Raw genomic sequence first — 17,413 nt, forward strand, 5'->3', positions numbered from 1 at the left:
TATCTTAACCTTTTGTAATATTTTAACGTCTGCGGTTCTACATTTAAACGATTTTGTGAGAACAATTTGTAAATTTCAATCTTAACATTTATAAACATGGCCAATCAATCGCGGCGAGTTGCCATTAAAAACCTGGTAGCGGGTACTGCCGCCCTGGGTACCGCAAATATGCTTTCGTCTTTTACCACTCCCGAAGAAACTAAATCAACCGCCTTGAAAGGAAATATCAACCATGCTGTGTGCCGCTGGTGCTACAGTTCTATTCCACTGGATGAATTTGCTGCTGCTGCCAAAAAAATGGGAATCAGCGCAATTGACCTCGTTGGCCCCAAAGACTGGCCTGTTTTGAAACAACACGGTCTGTTCTCTTCCATGTGCAACGGTGCAGAAATAAACCTGGTAGACGGCTGGAACGATAAAAAATTCCACACACAACTGATAAAGAACTATACCGAAATGATTCCCCTGGTTGCAAAAGCTGGGTATAAAAACCTTATTTGCTTCAGCGGAAACCGGCGCGGTATAGACGATGAAACCGGGTGGAACAATTGTGCAGAAGGTTTGAAACAGGTCATGAGCATCGCCGAAAAGAATAATGTGGTTCTTGTAATGGAACTGCTAAACAGTAAAGTAAACCACAAAGACTACCAGTGCGATAAAACCGCCTGGGGCGTGGAACTGGCAAAACGCATAGGATCGGAGAACTTCAAATTATTGTACGACATCTATCATATGCAGATAGATGAGGGTGATGTCATTCGCACCATCAAAGACAATCACCAATACATTGCGCATTACCATACCGGCGGTGTTCCGGGCAGAAATGAAATTGACGAAACGCAGGAACTGTATTACCCGGCCATCATGAAGGCCATTCTCGAAACCGGGTTCAAAGGTTATGTGGCGCAGGAGTTCATACCGGCCCGCAAAACGAATGAAGAAAAGCTGGTATCGCTTGAAAAAGCGATTAAGATCTGTGATGTATAGTACCTGTTATTAATTCTCACGTCTTTCTTTTTAAATAAAAACGATTGAACTATGGCAGATAATGTTTATGATGCTATTGTAGTTGGCTCGGGTATCAGTGGCGGCTGGGCTGCAAAAGAGCTTACCGAAAAAGGATTGAAAGTATTGTTGCTTGAACGCGGCGAAAATATTGAACATATAAAAGGTTACGAAAACGCCAATAAAGCCCCCTGGGAATTTCCACATCGCGGCGGCAAAACCCAGGAAATGATAAAGGACTATCCCGTATTGAACAGGGATTATCCGCTCAATGAAACCAACCTCAATTACTGGACAAACGAAAAGGATTGTCCGTATACCGAAACAAAACGGTTCGACTGGTTTCGCGGTTATCACGTTGGCGGCCGTTCGCTGATGTGGGGCCGTCAAAGCTATCGCTTTAGCGATCTCGATTTTGAAGCGAACGCCAAAGAAGGCACAGCCGTAGACTGGCCTATCCGCTATAGAGAAATAGCGCCCTGGTACGATTATGTTGAAAAATTCGCCGGCATCAGCGGCAGCAAGGAAGGTCTTGCCGTGCTTCCCGACGGACAATTTCAACCGGGCATGGAACTGAACTGTGTTGAAAAAGATGTAGCTGCCCGCCTTAAAGAACACTACAAGGGATCGCGACATCTATTTATAGGCCGGGTGGCCAATATTACGCAGGAATTACCGGGTAGAACCAAATGCCAGTTCCGTAACAAGTGCTGGCTGGGTTGTCCGTTCGGCGGTTATTTCAGCACACAGTCCTCTACATTACCGGCAGCCATGGCAACCGGCAATCTTACGCTGCGTCCTTTCTCTATTGTAACAAAAGTGTTGTACGATAAAGACAAGAAAAAAGCCACCGGTGTAGAAGTGATGGATGCACAGGAAAATAAGACCTACGAGTTCAAATCGAAAGTGGTTTTCCTTTGCGCTTCGGCTTTCAACAGTACCTGGGTGCTGTTCAATTCCGCCACCGACATATGGCCCGGCGGTTTGGGCAGCAGCAGCGGCGAATTGGGCCACAATGTTATGGACCACCATTTCAGAGTAGGCGCCGAAGGAATTGCTGAAGGGTACGAAGACAAATACTATTTCGGCCGCCGGCCAACAGGCTTCTATATACCGCGTTTCCGCAATGTTGGCAGCGATAAAAGAGATTATACCCGTGGTTTCGGCTACCAGGGTGGCGCCAGCCGCCAGGGTTGGAACCGCCTGATCGCTGAAATGAATATTGGCGCCGAACTGAAGAACGCATTGACAGAGCCAGGCCCCTGGTCGATGGGGATGACCGCCTTCGGTGAAATACTGCCTTACCACGAAAACAAGATCTCGCTCGATAAAACGAAAAAAGACAAATGGGGCCTTCCCGTTCTGGCCATCGACTGTGAATTGAAGGAGAATGAAAAGAAAATGCGCGTCGATATGAAAAACGATGCCATTGAAATGCTCACAGCCGCCGGATTGAAGGACGTAAAAGGCACTGAAAGTGATTACTTCATGGGCATGGGCATTCATGAAATGGGTACGGCCCGGATGGGTAAAGACCGTAAAACATCGGTGCTCAATGCGCACAACCAGGTTTGGGACGCGCCCAACGTATACGTAACAGACGGCGCCTGCATGACCTCCGCCGCCTGCGTAAACCCTTCACTTACATACATGGCATTGACGGCCCGCGCCGCCGAACATGCTGTGAGTGAATTAAAGAAAGGTAACATATAAAACAGAATGTGATAATTCGATAATTGGATAATCCCGCAAAGCGGGACAGGTTGTGATAATGCATCCATTTCGAAGAGAATAATTAAAAGCCGGCAGTTTGTTGTTGAAAAGACAATTAAAAAAATTATTTAAATTACATGCTGCCATATTATAAATTGAAATCGTCTATAATCCTGTATTTCAATTATCACATTTTCGAGTTATCACATTATCAAATTAGTGAACATGCCGGGAGACTCTTTAAACGTACACCTAAACACAAAAGCGACTACACAAAATACGTATGATGCCATTGTAGTAGGTTCAGGTATAAGTGGTGGCTGGGCCGCCAAGGAATTATGCGAAAAAGGTTTGAAAACACTGGTGCTGGAACGGGGTAGAAATGTTGAACACATTAAAGACTATGCGGGAACAGAAAAGAACATCTGGGAACTGCCCCACCATTTGAAACAAACTGAAGAAGATAAAAAGAATAGTCCCATTCAAAGCAAGTGTTATGCTTATGATGAGGTTTCTAAAAAGTTCTTTGTCAACGATATAGAGAATCCATATACCCAGGTTAAAAAGTTCTGGTGGATCCGTGGTTACCATGTGGGCGGCCGCTCACTGATGTGGGGCCGTCAAAGCTATCGCTGGAGCGACCTCGACTTTGAAGCCAATGCAAAAGACGGGCATGGGGTCGACTGGCCCATTCGCTACAAAGACCTGGCATCGTGGTACAGTTATGTAGAGAAGTTCGCCGGTATAAATGGTAATAAAGATGGCCTCGCGCATTTGCCCGATGGGGAGTTTTTACCTGCAATGGAAATGAATTGCCTCGAAAAGCATGTGGCTGCCAGCTTAAAGCAGAATTATTCTGACCGGGTAATGATCATGGGCCGTTCTGCCAACCATACAAAACAGGTGGGTGATCGCGGTCCGTGCCAGTATCGCAATAAATGCCACCAGGGTTGTCCGTTCGGAGGTTATTTCAGCAGTAATTCGGCTACCCTGCCTGCTGCCAAAGCCACCGGAAATCTTACCCTGCGGCCAAACTCGATAGTGCTCGACGTACTGTACGATAAAGATAAAAGGCGGGCTACCGGCGTACGCATCCTCGATGCGGAAACCATGAAAACCGAAGAGTATTATGCCAAAATAGTATTCCTGAACGCTTCTACCCTTGGCACTGCACAAATTCTGTTACACTCCGTGTCGGATGTTTTCCCGAATGGTTTTGGTAACAGCAGCCAGCAGGTAGGCCATAACCTTATGGACCACCACTACGGAGTGGGCGCCAGAGGAGAATACGAGGGCTTCGCCGATCAGTATTATTATGGCAGAAGACCGAATGGTATATATGTTCCGCGTTTCAGGAATGTGAACGACCGTACAAAACGCAGCGATTATGTACGCGGTTTTGGTTACCAGGGCGGCGCTCAGCGCGGAAGAGTAAGTAACGCAGATGGAATAGGTATTGAACTGAAAGAAGCGCTTACCGAACCCGGTAACTGGACGATGCAACTGGGCTCATGGGGCGAACACTTACCCTATTATGAGAACAAGGTAACATTGAACAAAGACAAAAAAGATAAATACGGGCTGCCAACGCTCGATATCGATTGTGAGTTCAGGGAAAATGAAAAGATCATGCGCAAAGACATGATAGATAGTGCGGCAGAGATGTTGGAAAAAGCAGGACTGAAAAACGTAAAAACATTCGATAACGATCCGCCGCCCGGATTTTGTATCCACGAAATGGGTACGGCCCGGATGGGAAGAGATCCTAAAACATCTGTGCTGAACGGCAATAACCAGATGCATGATGTAAAGAATGTGTTCATTACCGATGGCGCATGTATGTCATCATCGGCCTGCCAGAACCCATCGTTAACGTATATGGCGCTTACGGCAAGAGCTGCTGATTTTGCGGTGAATGAATTGAAGAAAGGAAACCTGTAAGTCAATTAGCTGATGTGATAATGTTTTTATGCGGGGCTCAAAAGTAATGTAAGCCAGGTTGAACGGCTAAAAGTTGTTTTTAATAATCAAATTCTCAAAACGATTCATACTTCAAATTAATAATTATGAACAGAAGAGACGCATTATCCCGTGTTGCTTTGTTGTTGGGGGGAACGGTGATCGGGGCTGAATTCTTTCTGAGCGGTTGCACCAGTTCCGATAAAAAGGTTGGACAGTCTGTTGACTTTACTGCTGACGATATTGCTTACCTTGATGAAGTAGCGGAGACAATTATCCCTGCTACCGATACGCCCGGCGCCAAAGCTGCGAAGGTGGGTACATTCATGACCGTTATGGTAAAAGACTGCTATGATGAAAAGAACCAGAAAGTATTTCTGGATGGCATGAATAAGATCAACGAAGACAGCAGGAAAAAATTCGGTGGCAACGCATTTATGAAGATCACCCCCGAACAACGCAAACAACTGCTGACCGAACTCGACAAAGAACAAAAAGAACACGCAAAGAATAAAAATAAAGAAGACGATCCGCACTTCTTTACATTGATGAAACAGTTGACCCTGTTGGGTTACTTCACTTCTGAACCCGGCGCTACACAGGCATTGCGCTATGTGCCGGTTCCCGGCCGCTTCGATGCGTGCATTCCTTATAAAAAAGGCGACAAAGCCTGGGCCTTATAAAAATTTTACATATTGAATTATAAATGATGAATGTAGAAGTGAAATCACTTTGGCATTCATCATTTGATGTTTTACAGGATTAAATAAACAACCAATTTCATGCAGAACAGAAGAAGTTTTCTCAAAGCAACCGGAACACTGGCGTCGGGGTTATTAATCGGAAGATCGGCCTTCTCTATGGATGACTTTGCATCCAAAGGAAGCATTAAAAAATTTGGTTTGCAGTTGTATTCCCTCCGCACCGATTTGCCGAACGATCCCAAAGGCGTATTGAAACAGGTAGCTTCCTTTGGCTATAAACAAATTGAAAGCTATGAAGGCAAGCAGGGTATGTTTTGGGGTATGAGCAATAAAGAGTTCAAAAAATATATGGATGAACTGGGCATGACCATCGTTTCGAGCCATTGTAATATCAACAATGATTTCGAAACAAAGGCAGCGCAGGCCGGTGAAATAGGGATGAAATATTTGATTTGTCCGAGCCTTGGCGGTGCAAACAAGTCGCTCGATGATTTTAAAAGGGCTGCTGAAAAGTTCAATGCCTGCGGCGAGATCTGTAAAAAGAACGGATTGAAGTTCGCCTATCACAATCATGGCTACAGCTTTGAAACAATGGAAGGCCAGTTACCGCAGGATATATTGATGCAAAACACCAACAAAGACACTGTTGATTTTGAAATGGATATTTACTGGGTGGTAACTGCCGGTGCAGATCCTATTGCCTGGCTGGACAAATATCCCGGCCGCTGGAAACTGTGCCATGTGAAAGACAGGAAAAAAGATGCCGCTGCCGGCGATCACGATGCATCGATCGACCTGGGGGTAGGCAATATCGATTTCAAAAAGATCCTGAAAGCCAGCACTTCAAAAGGCATGGAATATTTCATCGTTGAGCAGGAGCGTTATGATAACAGCACCCCGCTGAAAAGCGCTGCCGCAGATGCGGCGTATATGAAGAAGCTGAAGTTGTAAAATGTTATCTCACATATCAGCAAACCCGGAGACAGTTTACTGCTTCCGGGTTTTTTTTATTGCTTAACTTTAAACAAACTACACATATTATGAGAAGTTTGCCTCTGTTTATTCTCGCCTTTTTCTTATTACAGCAAACCCGGGCGCAGGATAAAGACGAACTGGCCATTCGCAAAATACTCAGCGATCAAACCGTTGCCTGGAACGCCGGAAATATAGAAGCATTCATGAAAGGGTACTGGAAACACGACTCTTTAATGTTTATTGGCAAAAGCGGTGTAACGTATGGGTACCAGAATACACTAATGAATTACAAAAAAAATTACGGCAGTGCCGAAGCAATGGGTACCCTGGTTTTTGACCTCGTTAAAGTACAACGCCTCTCCCGCGATTATTACTACGTTGTTGGAAAATGGCATTTGAAAAGAACAATTGGCGACGTGGGCGGCCACTACGATCTGCTTTTCAGAAAGGTAGACGGAAGCTGGGTAATAGTCGCTGACCATAGCAGTTAATGTGATGATTTGATAATGCGATAACAGGGAAACCCTGGCGATAACTTTTCAATGTGCAGTAACTGCTTAACATTTTAACCTCGTTTGCACCGTTATGACAACCACAATCGATGGCGGCCATATTGGGCGAACTTAAACCATACAATTATGGCTCTTATAATTATCGGGATTATCGTATTTCTTGTTGGACTGGCGATAGTTCGTAATAGCGAATGGAATTACAGGTACAGGCGTTTTTCCCTGCCCATTCGTATCATCGGCGGTATAATTATTCTAATTGGGGTCCTTATTTCCTGCGTTATCCAGATCGAAGCAGGTGAAGTGGGTGTAAAAAAGCTCTTCGGTAAGGTGCAGAACGATGTGTTGAGCAGTGGGCTGCACTTTATAAATCCTTTGCTTGTAGTTGAGGAAATGGACGTTAAAACCCAGAATTACACAATGAGCGGCGTGCATGACGAAGGCCAGAAATCGAACGATGACGCCATTCGCGCCCTTACCGCCGATGGGCTTGAAGTTATTATTGATCTCACGGTTTTGTACAGGGTATTGCCTGCCGATGCGCCCAATATCGTTCGCGAAATCGGTTTGAATTATACCGACAAGGTAGTTCGCCCGCTTACCCGCACCAAGATCCGCGATAATGCGGTTTACTATGAAGCGGTATCGTTGTACTCTTCGAAACGCGATGAATTTCAGGCCCGTATTTTTAAAAGTATAGAAACCGATTTCAAAAGCCGCGGCCTGGTACTTGAACAATTACTGGTGCGCAATATAACACTGCCGCAAATGGTTAAAACGGCCATTGAACAAAAGATCACCGCCGAACAGGATGCTCAAAAAATGCAGTTTGTACTGGCCAAAGAACGGCAGGAGGCAGAACGCAAACGCGTAGAAGCGCAGGGTATTTCCGATTACCAGCGTATCATAAATGAAAGCCTTACCGACCGCCAGTTGCAGTATGAGCAAATAAAGGCCATGAAGGACCTGGCGGCCTCGGGCAATGCCAAAATGGTGATCATGGGCAGGGGAAATACGCCGGTGATCCTGGACGCGAAGCAGTAATCGTTAACGGGGCGGGTTACCTTTCAAAGTGGCTCGCCCTGCGCTCAATATTCAATGTTTCGGTGCTACCCCCGCCAATTGAACGGGGGTGCGGGAGTAATAAAATAACTGTCAAACCGTTTAAGGGTGTCAACCAAACCGTAGATTTGTGCGCCTGAACAGATTATATCCTAATTGAATATTAATGAGAAAGATTATCATGCTCTTATGTTGCTGGCCCCTGGCAACAACCGCTCAGAATTTCCATTTTTCGGCTCGTGTGGGTATTGCTAACTATCAGGGTGATCTGCAATCGAAGAACATTACTTTAAAACAAGCCAAATTCCTGGGCTCATTGGGCGCCCAATACGACCTGTCGGAACATTTTACCGCCCGTACCTACTTCACGCTAACCTCCCTGCAGGGCGACGATAAAAAAGGTACCGCCAGCATGCAGGCGCGCAACCTGAACTTTCAAACCCGGCTGTTTGAATGGGAGCTGGGCATGCAATACAATATTTTAAGCCTGAACAACTCGTGGTTCACACCCTATATTTATGCCGGTTTGGGTGTATACCATTTTAACCCGTTCACCCGCAATGCCGATGGGGCAAAAACTTTCCTGAAACCCCTCAGCACCGAGGGGCAGGGTGTAATACCCGGGGTGAAAGAATATAAATTGACCCAATTGAATATTCCATTGGGCATTGGCGCTACGTATGTGATCAGTGAAGACCTGCGGGTTGGACTGGAAATGGGTTATCGCAAATTATTTACCGATCACCTCGATGATGTGAGTACCGAATATGCCGATCAGGGTGCGTTGCTTGCTGCAAAAGGGCAAACGGCAGTTGACCTGGCTTACCGTGGCGATGAGGTTGGCGCCGGTGCATATCCTGCAGCCAAAACACCCCGTGGCGGTTCAGGGGTAAAAGACGGTTATTATTACATGGCCCTTACCGTTACTGTTCGCGGACTGTTTTTTGATACCTACAGACGCATAGCAGGATTACCTGCCTACCATAGAGATAAAAAAGTTGGTTGTCCGGCTACAAGGTTTTAACCACCGGGAAGAAATAAAGCCATTTTATAATATTTTCAGGCTTCCTTTTTATGAGGAAGCCTTTTTTTTGGGAAACGAATGAGAGAATATTGAATGTTGAATATCGAATTTTCAATGTAGAATGTAGAAGTGAAATACAGAAGGCGGTAGGTTGTTTGTACGTCCAATGTCTGTATTCGCGCATGGCGTGTGGCGTGCAGCTGTATTGTATTCGCTTGGGGCTTTAGTCCTTCGCCTTTAGCCTGTATTTGTATTGGCTTGCGGCTTACAGCTTGCGGCTTACGGCTTACGGCTTGCAGCTGTATTCTACCCATGCGGAAATTTCTTCTTCCAGATGCGCGTATACATATAGATCAGCGCCGCAAGGCTGCCCACTCCCCAGATGTAGAAAATAATATTGCCTATGCTAATACGTGGGTTAGGTACCAGCAGATCATTGTACGCGCCTATGCCCAGCGTGATGGTAAGCCATAAGAACCCCGACGAAACCGTCCAAACGATCCGTTTCAGAAAATCCCTGACATCATCTTCCATCATGCTCATACTGAAAAAATTATTATTGATTGTAGAATAACAACTCAATTTCAGAAAAGAAGAAAGTTCCCGGGTATTTTGTGCCCCGCTAAAATTTTTATCACCAGGTATTTCTTCATCCAAAAAAATGGCGTCCCTGAAAATTTTTTAAGCGCATTGAAAAAAGTTCCGCGCCCCTGTTCCTTTTTCTTGCTCAAAAAGAATTGCACTATCAAATTATTTCTAAAACGCACACAAAAAACATTTTCTGTCATTCAAAAGAAAAACATGCCCATGTGCCCGCTTAAACGATAGCAGAAACCAATAAAGCCAACAATAAAATTACATGTTGTGAAGGCAAATTGGTTCAACGGGCGCACGCTTTCGCGTTAATTGATCAGTAAATTCTTGAAATCGGTGGAATCACCGCTAAACGCGTTGAAATCGACCTTACAGAAGATCCCGTTTACATGGCCTTGCTCGCTGTATTGCCAGAAATGCCAGTCGCGGTAAATACGGGGTTTTTCTTTCTGCAGGTAATGCGCTACCCATAAGGGATAGCCGTCGAATTCATCTTTCAGCACCTGCTGGTAAAAATCAACATTGGCGTATATGATGGGTTTAACTCCGTAGTAGTTTTCAACTGTTGCCAGCCATTCCTTCACCCTTTCGCGTACCTTTTTCCAGGGTACGCCGTAGGTGGCTTCCACATCGAGCACGGGCGGCAGGTCGCCTGGCCGCAGTTCAACCGTTTTAATGAAATGCTCGGCCTGTGCTTTTCCGTTTTTTGTAGCTATAAAAAAATGATAGGCGCCGCGGGCCATACCGGCCTCTTTGGCTCTCTTCCAGTTCCGTTTAAAAAAGCGGTCCTGGCTTTCAACGCCTTCTGTAGCCTTTATAAAGGTAAAACCCATTTTTACGCCTTCTACATTCATCGATTTTACGCTTTCCCAGTCGATAGTTTCCTGGTAGCGGCTTACATCGATGCCATGAATTGTATAACGGGTGGGAATTTCAATGCCAAATGCTTCATACCGGGTAAAATGAGCTCTTCGTTCCTGCCACCATTCATACGCCCTGAATACCAGCATGAAAATGGTTGCTGCTACGATCAGGCTAACGACGATCTTCCAAACAATGGCTACCTTTTTTTTATTTGCCATAAGGTTTCACAAATATATTGGAGCGCTTAAACAAAGCGATGATATAATCTGTTGAAGTGGAAAAATTTAACTCTTTTAAACGTATCCGTACATAAAACATTGTCTTTAAGCCGCCGAACCCTAATTTTACACTTCTATGCCCGCAATTAACTGGCACGATAGTTTCAATTTGATATCGAGGTTAACACCCCGCCGGGCATGGAATGCTGGTAAGGTTTTAAGTAGTTATTATATAAGTAAAATCACCGGCAAGCCTGTTCAATGGGGTTACCCGATCTCTATTTCTTTCGAGCCTACCACTTCATGTAATTTGCGTTGTCCGGAATGTCCCAGTGGTTTACGGGCGTTTACCCGCCCCACCGGGATGTTACAAAACGATTTTTTTCGACAGACGATCGATCAGTTGTCGCGCGATCTGCTGTACCTGGTATTTTATTTCCAGGGCGAACCGTATCTGAACCCGGCTTTTCTTGAGATGGTAAAGTATGCATCGGAAAAAGGTATATATACAGCCACATCGACCAATGCGCATTACCTTACCGAAGAAAATGCCCGTAAAACGGTAGAAAGCGGGTTAGACAGGTTGATCATTTCTATCGACGGAACTACCCAGGATGTTTATCAGCAATACAGGGTGGGCGGAAAATTGCATAAGGTACTGGAGGGGGCAAAGAATATAGTTAAGTGGAAAAAGGAATTAAAGAGTAAAACGCCGTTCGTGTTTTTCCAGTTCCTGGTTGTAAAACCTAACGAGCATCAGATAGAAGACGTAAAGCGGCTGGCTAAAGAAATTGGGGTAGATGAAGTGCGGTTTAAAACAGCCCAGGTATATGATTACGGGAACGACCCCAATAAACTGATACCGACCATTAGCCGGTTCAGCCGCTACCGCCGCAACAAACAGGGGGAAATGGAAATAAAGAATGCCCTCAGTAACCATTGCTGGCGGTTATGGCATGCAACGGTTATAAGCTGGGATGGACTGGTAGTACCCTGCTGTTTTGATAAAGACGCCCAACATCCGCTGGGCGACCTGAAGGGAAAAAGCTTTAAAGAGGTTTGGCATAACGATAAGTATAAACGATTTCGGGAGCAGGTGCTGTTGGGACGAAAAAATATTGACATTTGCGCCAATTGCAGTGAGGGTACAAGAGTATGGGGCGATTAGTTTTGCGGAAATCCCTATATGATAAGTGAAAGTATATAATGTGAGTTGGGTAAGAGTAATGAAAAACGTGGAATAGTCGATGTAAAAGTGGTAATGGAATAAGAAATAATGTAATTTCGAAAAACAAAATAGGTTTAGCAGTATAACAGGTCAGCCCTGTAGACCAGACCAGATAAAACCCCTTACAACCCGGGAACAAATCCCAACATAAAACAGCTGGCGCGTGCAGCTGAAACTAAACCAAGGAAAACCTGATCCTCCCCATGCCTGACCGCAGAACAAGTTAAATCGTAATTAACATGTCCTTGTCTGCATCTGTTTGTAGCCGGTTGCAAAATCAGCATGAAACCATTTATGAATTGTTGAATGGATTTTCAGAAGAACAATTGCGGCAACGTATACATAACGATAAATGGAGTCCGTTTGAACAGGTAGCCCACCTGGTTTCGTATCAGCCTGTTTTTTTGCAGCGGATGCAAATTATACAGCAGGAAAATGATCCATTGTTCGGGCGGTATATAGCCGATAATGACCCGGCATTTATCGCAGATTGCAAGAGACCGTTAAGTGAATTGCTTGATGGTCTGAGATCGCAACGAACCGATATTACTAATTATCTTTTTGGCTTAACCGATGCGTCGGTTCGTAAAACCGGACGCCACCCTAAATACGGGTTGTTGACCATTGCCGAATGGACTGAGTTTTTCCTGCTGCATGAAGCGCATCATTTATTCAGCATTTTTATGCTAACGAGGTCGACCGCCCCTGGGTAACATTATTGATTAACAACTAATTATAATTACTGTGGAGACCATGAGTATTGAAAAAGATATACAACAGCCGAAATTCCGGAACGAGTATCATAAAACAGTGGTCAATTTGATCTTTACTTACAACTGGATTACAGAAAAGACCAAACAGTTTTTTGAAAAGGGAGATATTACCTCCCAGCAATATAATATTCTCCGCATTTTGCGGGGAGCCGGAAAACCGCTGTCAACCCTGCAGATCCGTCAACGGATGTTGGATAAAATGAGCGATACCAGCCGGATTGTTGACAGGTTGGTAAAGAAAGAACTGGTACAGAAGGTAATATGCAAAACCGACCGCCGGCTGGTAGATGTTACCATTACCGATACCGGTTTGCAGTTGCTCGACAGGCTCGACAGCTATAACGAGCAAATGGACGCTATGCTCGGAAATTTGAGCGAAGAAGAAGCAAAATTGTTAAATAATTTACTGGATAAAATAAGAAGTTCAGAATAACCGTACTTTAGTGACATCCGTTAATCTTTAATCCGAATATGAAAAGAACTACACGCCTGATGGTAGTGGCCTGTTTTCTAGTGTTTAATGTAGTAGCGCAACCTAAATACGAATTTAGGGCGGCGTGGATCGCTACAGTAGATAACATTGACTGGCCCACACGTGGAAATTTTAATACTGAAAGCCAGAAAGCAGAATACATCAATCTGCTTGAAATGCATAAGCGTAATGGCCTGAACGCCGTTATCGTACAGGTACGCCCCTGCGCCGATGCATTTTATCCATCTCAGTATGAGCCCTGGAGCCAATGGCTTACCGGTAAGCAAGGCAAGGCGCCTGCTCCCTATTACGATCCCCTGGCATTCATGGTTGAAGAGGCCCATAAGCGGGGTATGGAGTTCCATGCCTGGTGCAACCCTTACCGGGCAGAATTTGCGATCGGTAAATCATCCATCGCAGCCAACCATATTACCAAAATGCATCCTGAGTGGTTCCTCACCTATGGCGGAACCCGGTACTTCGATCCCGGAAACAAGGAAGCCCAGAACTATGTGGTGAATGTGATCCGCGATATCGTAAGCCGCTATGATATTGACGCAGTTCATTTTGACGACTATTTCTACCCATACCCCATTTCGGGTAAAGAGTTCCCTGATAAAGAATCATATCAGAGATACGGGAACGGGTTGAACCTCGGCGACTGGCGCCGCAGCAATACCGACTCTATCATCCTGAAACTCAGCAATGCCATTAAGGACGAGAACCGGTTTTGCCGCTTCGGCATCTCTCCCTTCGCTATCTGGCGCAACCGCAGCCAGGACCCCGAAGGCAGTGAAACCCAATCGATGACAAATTACAGCGAGCTGTATGCCGATATCCTGCTTTGGTTGAAGAACGGCTGGATCGACTACGTAGCTCCCCAGATATATTTTGAATTCGGCCATCCGCGGGCGGCGTATGAAGTGTTGCTCGACTGGTGGGCAAAACACAGCTACGGCAAACATTGTTATGTAGGACTGGGTATCTTCAAAGCCGGCAGCAACCCTGCCTGGCGCGATAAAACACAGATCCCCCGTCAGATCCAGGCAATGCGCAAATACCCCGAAATTCAGGGCGCCATCTATTTCAGCACCGCCTCATTCCTGAAGAACCCCCTCGGCTGGAACGACAGCCTGCGTTATAATTATTATAAAGAACCCGCATTGGTTCCGCCCATGCCCTGGATCGATGAAGGCCGCCCCGGAATGCCCGAAGTGGTGTCGATAAAACCGGTTGATACGGTGTTGCGGATAGAAGTGAAAAAACTCGCTTCGGAAAAAAGAAAGATAAAATGTTACCGTTTGTACGCCTGCTACAACGAGGAATTCAATAACAATAACTTCTACAATGCGCAACTGATAGGAAGTCGTTTCGATCCGGCCGACACCTGTACTTTTTATGCGCCCTTGCGAACCGACAGGAAATTCGTACGGTTTTACGTAACCTGCCTCGATGATGAGAATACCGAAAGCAAACCTTACCCCAACTGGCCTATAAAGCTGGAAGCGTTTAAGGTTGACCGCCTGGGCTGGACGTTGAACAGGGAATCGAATACCGCGGCGAAGTAAGCTGAATACAGCTGCAAGCCGCACGCTACAAGCTGAAAGCAGATACAGGTGAAGGTCGAAAGGCAAATTATAAAGGGATTAAAGATTATAAAGGCTTCCGCAAGGGAGCCTTTTATCGTCCATAAAAGGCATGCTTCGCCTTACGGCTCAGCCAGCCGGTAACGGAGCCGCCTTTCATCTATCAACGCTATCAACACTTTCAACATTTCAACTTCCCTGTTAACTCGTCAACCTGTTAACTCTTCCCCCACTATCACCCGAAAATTCTACCTTTGCTCACCAATAATCAGGGCATTTAACGTTAATAGTGAAAGCATTAAAAAGTGTTGCCCGGGGAAATTACAGCTTTAGGCTGGTGTTGCCGAAAAGGGCCGGGTGCCCTGAACCGGAAACAACCATAAACAACAAACAATAAACCATAAACAAATTCAATATGCCTGGCTTTGAACTATTTGGCGCCGATGAACGCAAACAAGTAAATGATGTACTGGAAACCGGTATCCTTATGCGGTTTGGTTTCGACGGGGCGCGTAAAGGGATCTGGAAAGCAAAAGAACTGGAAGCTACCATCAGCAAAAAATTCGGCTGTCGGTATACCCACCTGGTGTCGAGCGGCACCACTGCCCTTTCAACCGTATTAGGCGCTTTGGGAATAGGCTATGGCGACGAGGTGATAATGCCCACCTTCACGTTTGTGGCCAGTTTTGAATCTATCATCAGTGTAGGCGCCCTGCCGGTGCTGGTTGATGTTGACGATACCCTCACCCTGAACCCCGACGCGGTTCGCAAGGCCATTACGCCAAAAACAAAATGCGTAATGCCCGTGCATATGTGCGGCGCCCAGGCCGATATGGATTCATTACAACAGATCTGTAAAGAACATAATTTAATATTGCTCGAAGACGCCTGTCAAAGCACCGGCGCTACTTATAAAGGAAAATACCTTGGTACCATCGGCGATGCCGGTTGCTATTCCTTCGACTTTGTGAAGATCGTTACCTGCGGTGAAGGCGGAGCCATTGTTACCAACCGCGAAGATGTGTATCTGAAAAGCGATGGATTCAGCGATCATGGTCACGACCATATCGGGGTCGACCGCGGCGCCGATCTGCATCCCTACCTCGGTTATAACTATCGCATTTCTGAACTGCATGCCGCTGTGGGGCTGGCGCAATTCAGCCGCATCGACGAGTTCCTCGCCAAACAACGCGCTGGCCATAGCCAGTTGAAAGCCATTCTGGCCCAGTTGCCCGAGATCAGCTTCCGCCGCGTGCTCGATGAAGCGGGTGACAGCTGCACGTTCCTGAGCTGGTTCCTGCCAACAACCGAACTCACGCAGGCGGTGGTGGCCGAATTAAAAGCACAGAATGCATGGGGCGGTAACTTCTACTGGTTCGATCACAACTGGCATTACATTCGCAAATGGGAGCACCTGAAGCAGGGCGTTACCCTCAACGCGCTGCATCCTGAATATAAAGCCGCCATTATGCAGCAGGCCAACAAAGATTTTGGCCCAAGCGACGCCGTGATGAGCCGCGGTGTTTCAACCCAGATCTCATTGCTGATAAGCGAACAACAGATCAAAGAAAAAGGCGAGAAAATTGTAGCGGCAGTGAAGAAAGTACTGGCTGCGCAAAAGATCTCGGCTTAACGATAATTTTAAAACAGGGCACACGTTTGGAAGATGATGTAAGGATATCATCTTCCAAACGTTGTAAAACCAGCGTACTTTAAAAATGGAAAGAACCGCTAATGCCGTAAAAACAGGCCTGTATGTATGCCTAGTTGCATTATTGATAATGGCCGGTTGTAAAAGTCAGGATTCGCAAAGCGGCGCTGCAGCAGGTAATATGAGTGATTCAGCCCGCAAAGCGCAGGACCGCCTCGATAGCCTTAGAAAGACCCACTATCTGAATAACGATCTCTCCATTATTTTCCTCGATGCCACTTCATGGATCATGAAAACGCAAATGGCGTTGACAAGGGCCGAAATGACCGGTAATAAAAAAGAAATGGTCGATAGCCTGGTCATCAATAGTACGCAGGGCGATACCCTGTATTTGACATTGCGCCGCATGTATGAGGCCGGCGCGGTGTTTGCCGAAAGCTATTCCCAGAAAGATCAATACCGCGCAATGCGCGAACCCGATAGCTCCAGATTATGGCTGCAGAAACATTTTAAGGATAACACCCCGAAGCAGGCACTGAAAACACTCGAAGGCTTCCAGAACGATGTAACTACCATTAATAAGATTGTGAGGAAGTAAGGTCAACTCGTTAACCCGTCAACAAGCCAACTTCACTTCCCATATTCCAGCCTGTTCACATAATCAAGCGAGCCAATCCGGAACCGCAGGGGGACCTTTGTCGCTTTTTCAAACATCAGCTCCTTTTTACAAAAAAAGCCAAACCGCGAGGTGTAATAATTGTTACCTATTGTGTTTACCACCGCCGGGCGGGCCTGAAAATCAGGTGAAAACACTATTTTACGATGGCTTAACATATGAAAACCAGCTGTTAGTAACTTTTTAGGTACCTTATACATAGAAACCGGCGCCACTTTGTCCGGAGAAAATAACGCCCTGCCAGATGTTATATTTACCTGGTTTTGAGCCGAAATAACCCCCGGCCGAAAACAAAAAGCCGCAAAGACAATAATTTTATAAAATCGTTTCACAACGTTGATTACATTTGTCTGTAAATTTACGGCCTGATTTTTGTGGTTGCCGCAAATTTTTTTAAAAT

General features: G+C 45.8%; 17 protein-coding genes. 14 read left to right on the forward strand and 3 right to left on the reverse strand.

The window, feature by feature from the left end; translation table 11 throughout:
- The first annotated feature begins 96 nt into the window (after positions 1 to 96).
- The 8 genes from A4R26_RS33070 (at position 97) to A4R26_RS33105 (ending at position 8,951) form a co-directional block, all read left to right on the forward strand.
- Positions 97 to 987 carry a hydroxypyruvate isomerase family protein gene (locus A4R26_RS33070; protein WP_081171271.1) on the forward strand — a complete coding sequence of 297 codons (891 nt, stop codon included), beginning with the start codon at positions 97 to 99 and terminating at the stop codon, positions 985 to 987.
- Between the two features lie 51 nt (positions 988 to 1,038).
- Positions 1,039 to 2,718, forward strand: coding sequence for a GMC oxidoreductase (locus A4R26_RS33075; RefSeq protein ID WP_081171273.1), 1,680 nt, complete (start codon positions 1,039 to 1,041; stop codon positions 2,716 to 2,718).
- 225 nt (positions 2,719 to 2,943) lie between these two features.
- Positions 2,944 to 4,659 carry a GMC oxidoreductase gene (locus tag A4R26_RS33080; protein ID WP_081171275.1) on the forward strand — a complete coding sequence of 572 codons (1,716 nt, stop codon included), beginning with the start codon at positions 2,944 to 2,946 and terminating at the stop codon, positions 4,657 to 4,659.
- A gap of 125 nt (positions 4,660 to 4,784) precedes the next feature.
- Positions 4,785 to 5,360 carry a gluconate 2-dehydrogenase subunit 3 family protein gene (locus A4R26_RS33085; protein ID WP_081171277.1) on the forward strand — a complete coding sequence of 192 codons (576 nt, stop codon included), beginning with the start codon at positions 4,785 to 4,787 and terminating at the stop codon, positions 5,358 to 5,360.
- A 99-nt stretch (positions 5,361 to 5,459) separates the two neighbouring features.
- On the forward strand, positions 5,460 to 6,332 hold the full coding sequence (locus A4R26_RS33090; RefSeq protein ID WP_081171279.1) for a sugar phosphate isomerase/epimerase family protein: 873 nt from the start codon (positions 5,460 to 5,462) through the stop codon (positions 6,330 to 6,332).
- A gap of 89 nt (positions 6,333 to 6,421) precedes the next feature.
- Complete coding sequence (locus tag A4R26_RS33095; protein WP_081171281.1) at positions 6,422 to 6,847, forward strand: YybH family protein; 426 nt, start codon at positions 6,422 to 6,424, stop codon at positions 6,845 to 6,847.
- Between the two features lie 147 nt (positions 6,848 to 6,994).
- Positions 6,995 to 7,909 (forward strand): prohibitin family protein, encoded by a 915-nt coding sequence (locus A4R26_RS33100; protein ID WP_081171283.1) that lies wholly within the window; start codon positions 6,995 to 6,997, stop codon positions 7,907 to 7,909.
- 184 nt (positions 7,910 to 8,093) lie between these two features.
- Positions 8,094 to 8,951, forward strand: a complete 858-nt coding sequence (locus A4R26_RS33105) for a DUF6089 family protein (RefSeq protein ID WP_081171285.1) — start codon at positions 8,094 to 8,096, stop codon at positions 8,949 to 8,951.
- Positions 8,952 to 9,257: 306 nt separating this feature from the next.
- Here the strand turns inward: A4R26_RS33105 and A4R26_RS33115 are convergent, their stop codons facing one another.
- Both A4R26_RS33115 and A4R26_RS33120 read right to left on the reverse strand, forming a co-directional pair.
- A complete protein-coding gene (locus A4R26_RS33115; protein WP_133054859.1) occupies positions 9,258 to 9,494 on the reverse strand; it encodes a hypothetical protein in 237 nt (78 codons plus the stop codon).
- A gap of 359 nt (positions 9,495 to 9,853) precedes the next feature.
- Entirely contained in the window at positions 9,854 to 10,627 is a 774-nt protein-coding gene (locus A4R26_RS33120; protein WP_081171291.1) for a glycoside hydrolase family 25 protein, read from the reverse strand.
- 136 nt (positions 10,628 to 10,763) lie between these two features.
- On the opposite strand from A4R26_RS33120, the gene A4R26_RS33125 reads away from it, so the two are divergent.
- The 6 genes from A4R26_RS33125 (at position 10,764) to A4R26_RS33150 (ending at position 16,935) form a co-directional block, all read left to right on the forward strand.
- Positions 10,764 to 11,795, forward strand: a complete 1,032-nt coding sequence (locus A4R26_RS33125; RefSeq protein WP_081171293.1) for a radical SAM/SPASM domain-containing protein — start codon at positions 10,764 to 10,766, stop codon at positions 11,793 to 11,795.
- A gap of 299 nt (positions 11,796 to 12,094) precedes the next feature.
- Entirely contained in the window at positions 12,095 to 12,568 is a 474-nt protein-coding gene (locus tag A4R26_RS33130; protein WP_081171294.1) for a DinB family protein, read from the forward strand.
- 40 nt (positions 12,569 to 12,608) lie between these two features.
- A complete protein-coding gene (locus A4R26_RS33135) occupies positions 12,609 to 13,061 on the forward strand; it encodes a MarR family winged helix-turn-helix transcriptional regulator (RefSeq protein ID WP_081171296.1) in 453 nt (150 codons plus the stop codon).
- Positions 13,062 to 13,099: 38 nt separating this feature from the next.
- Positions 13,100 to 14,668, forward strand: a complete 1,569-nt coding sequence (locus tag A4R26_RS33140) for a glycoside hydrolase family 10-like protein (protein WP_081171298.1) — start codon at positions 13,100 to 13,102, stop codon at positions 14,666 to 14,668.
- Positions 14,669 to 15,101: 433 nt separating this feature from the next.
- A complete protein-coding gene (locus A4R26_RS33145; protein ID WP_081171300.1) occupies positions 15,102 to 16,319 on the forward strand; it encodes a DegT/DnrJ/EryC1/StrS family aminotransferase in 1,218 nt (405 codons plus the stop codon).
- Positions 16,320 to 16,404: 85 nt separating this feature from the next.
- Positions 16,405 to 16,935 carry a hypothetical protein gene (locus A4R26_RS33150; protein WP_081171302.1) on the forward strand — a complete coding sequence of 177 codons (531 nt, stop codon included), beginning with the start codon at positions 16,405 to 16,407 and terminating at the stop codon, positions 16,933 to 16,935.
- Between the two features lie 32 nt (positions 16,936 to 16,967).
- Here the strand turns inward: A4R26_RS33150 and A4R26_RS33155 are convergent, their stop codons facing one another.
- Positions 16,968 to 17,213, reverse strand: a complete 246-nt coding sequence (locus A4R26_RS33155) for a hypothetical protein (RefSeq protein ID WP_133054860.1) — start codon at positions 17,211 to 17,213, stop codon at positions 16,968 to 16,970.
- Positions 17,214 to 17,413: the final 200 nt, after the last annotated feature.

It is taken from the genome of Niastella populi, from assembly GCF_002078015.1.
In the GTDB taxonomy this organism is placed as follows: Bacteria; Bacteroidota; Bacteroidia; order Chitinophagales; family Chitinophagaceae; genus Niastella; species Niastella populi.

Coding starts and splice junctions, on each gene's coding strand:
- A4R26_RS33155 (WP_133054860.1), bottom strand. CDS start 17,213: ATGTATAAGGTACCTAAAAAGTTACTAACAGCTGGTTTTCATATGTTA.
- A4R26_RS33115 (WP_133054859.1), bottom strand. CDS start 9,494: ATGAGCATGATGGAAGATGATGTCAGGGATTTTCTGAAACGGATCGTT.
- A4R26_RS33135 (WP_081171296.1), top strand. CDS start 12,609: ATGAGTATTGAAAAAGATATACAACAGCCGAAATTCCGGAACGAGTAT.
- A4R26_RS33105 (WP_081171285.1), top strand. CDS start 8,094: ATGAGAAAGATTATCATGCTCTTATGTTGCTGGCCCCTGGCAACAACC.
- A4R26_RS33085 (WP_081171277.1), top strand. CDS start 4,785: ATGAACAGAAGAGACGCATTATCCCGTGTTGCTTTGTTGTTGGGGGGA.
- A4R26_RS33145 (WP_081171300.1), top strand. CDS start 15,102: ATGCCTGGCTTTGAACTATTTGGCGCCGATGAACGCAAACAAGTAAAT.
- A4R26_RS33100 (WP_081171283.1), top strand. CDS start 6,995: ATGGCTCTTATAATTATCGGGATTATCGTATTTCTTGTTGGACTGGCG.
- A4R26_RS33070 (WP_081171271.1), top strand. CDS start 97: ATGGCCAATCAATCGCGGCGAGTTGCCATTAAAAACCTGGTAGCGGGT.
- A4R26_RS33125 (WP_081171293.1), top strand. CDS start 10,764: ATGCCCGCAATTAACTGGCACGATAGTTTCAATTTGATATCGAGGTTA.
- A4R26_RS33080 (WP_081171275.1), top strand. CDS start 2,944: ATGCCGGGAGACTCTTTAAACGTACACCTAAACACAAAAGCGACTACA.
- A4R26_RS33090 (WP_081171279.1), top strand. CDS start 5,460: ATGCAGAACAGAAGAAGTTTTCTCAAAGCAACCGGAACACTGGCGTCG.
- A4R26_RS33120 (WP_081171291.1), bottom strand. CDS start 10,627: ATGGCAAATAAAAAAAAGGTAGCCATTGTTTGGAAGATCGTCGTTAGC.
- A4R26_RS33075 (WP_081171273.1), top strand. CDS start 1,039: ATGGCAGATAATGTTTATGATGCTATTGTAGTTGGCTCGGGTATCAGT.
- A4R26_RS33095 (WP_081171281.1), top strand. CDS start 6,422: ATGAGAAGTTTGCCTCTGTTTATTCTCGCCTTTTTCTTATTACAGCAA.
- A4R26_RS33130 (WP_081171294.1), top strand. CDS start 12,095: ATGTCCTTGTCTGCATCTGTTTGTAGCCGGTTGCAAAATCAGCATGAA.
- A4R26_RS33140 (WP_081171298.1), top strand. CDS start 13,100: ATGAAAAGAACTACACGCCTGATGGTAGTGGCCTGTTTTCTAGTGTTT.
- A4R26_RS33150 (WP_081171302.1), top strand. CDS start 16,405: ATGGAAAGAACCGCTAATGCCGTAAAAACAGGCCTGTATGTATGCCTA.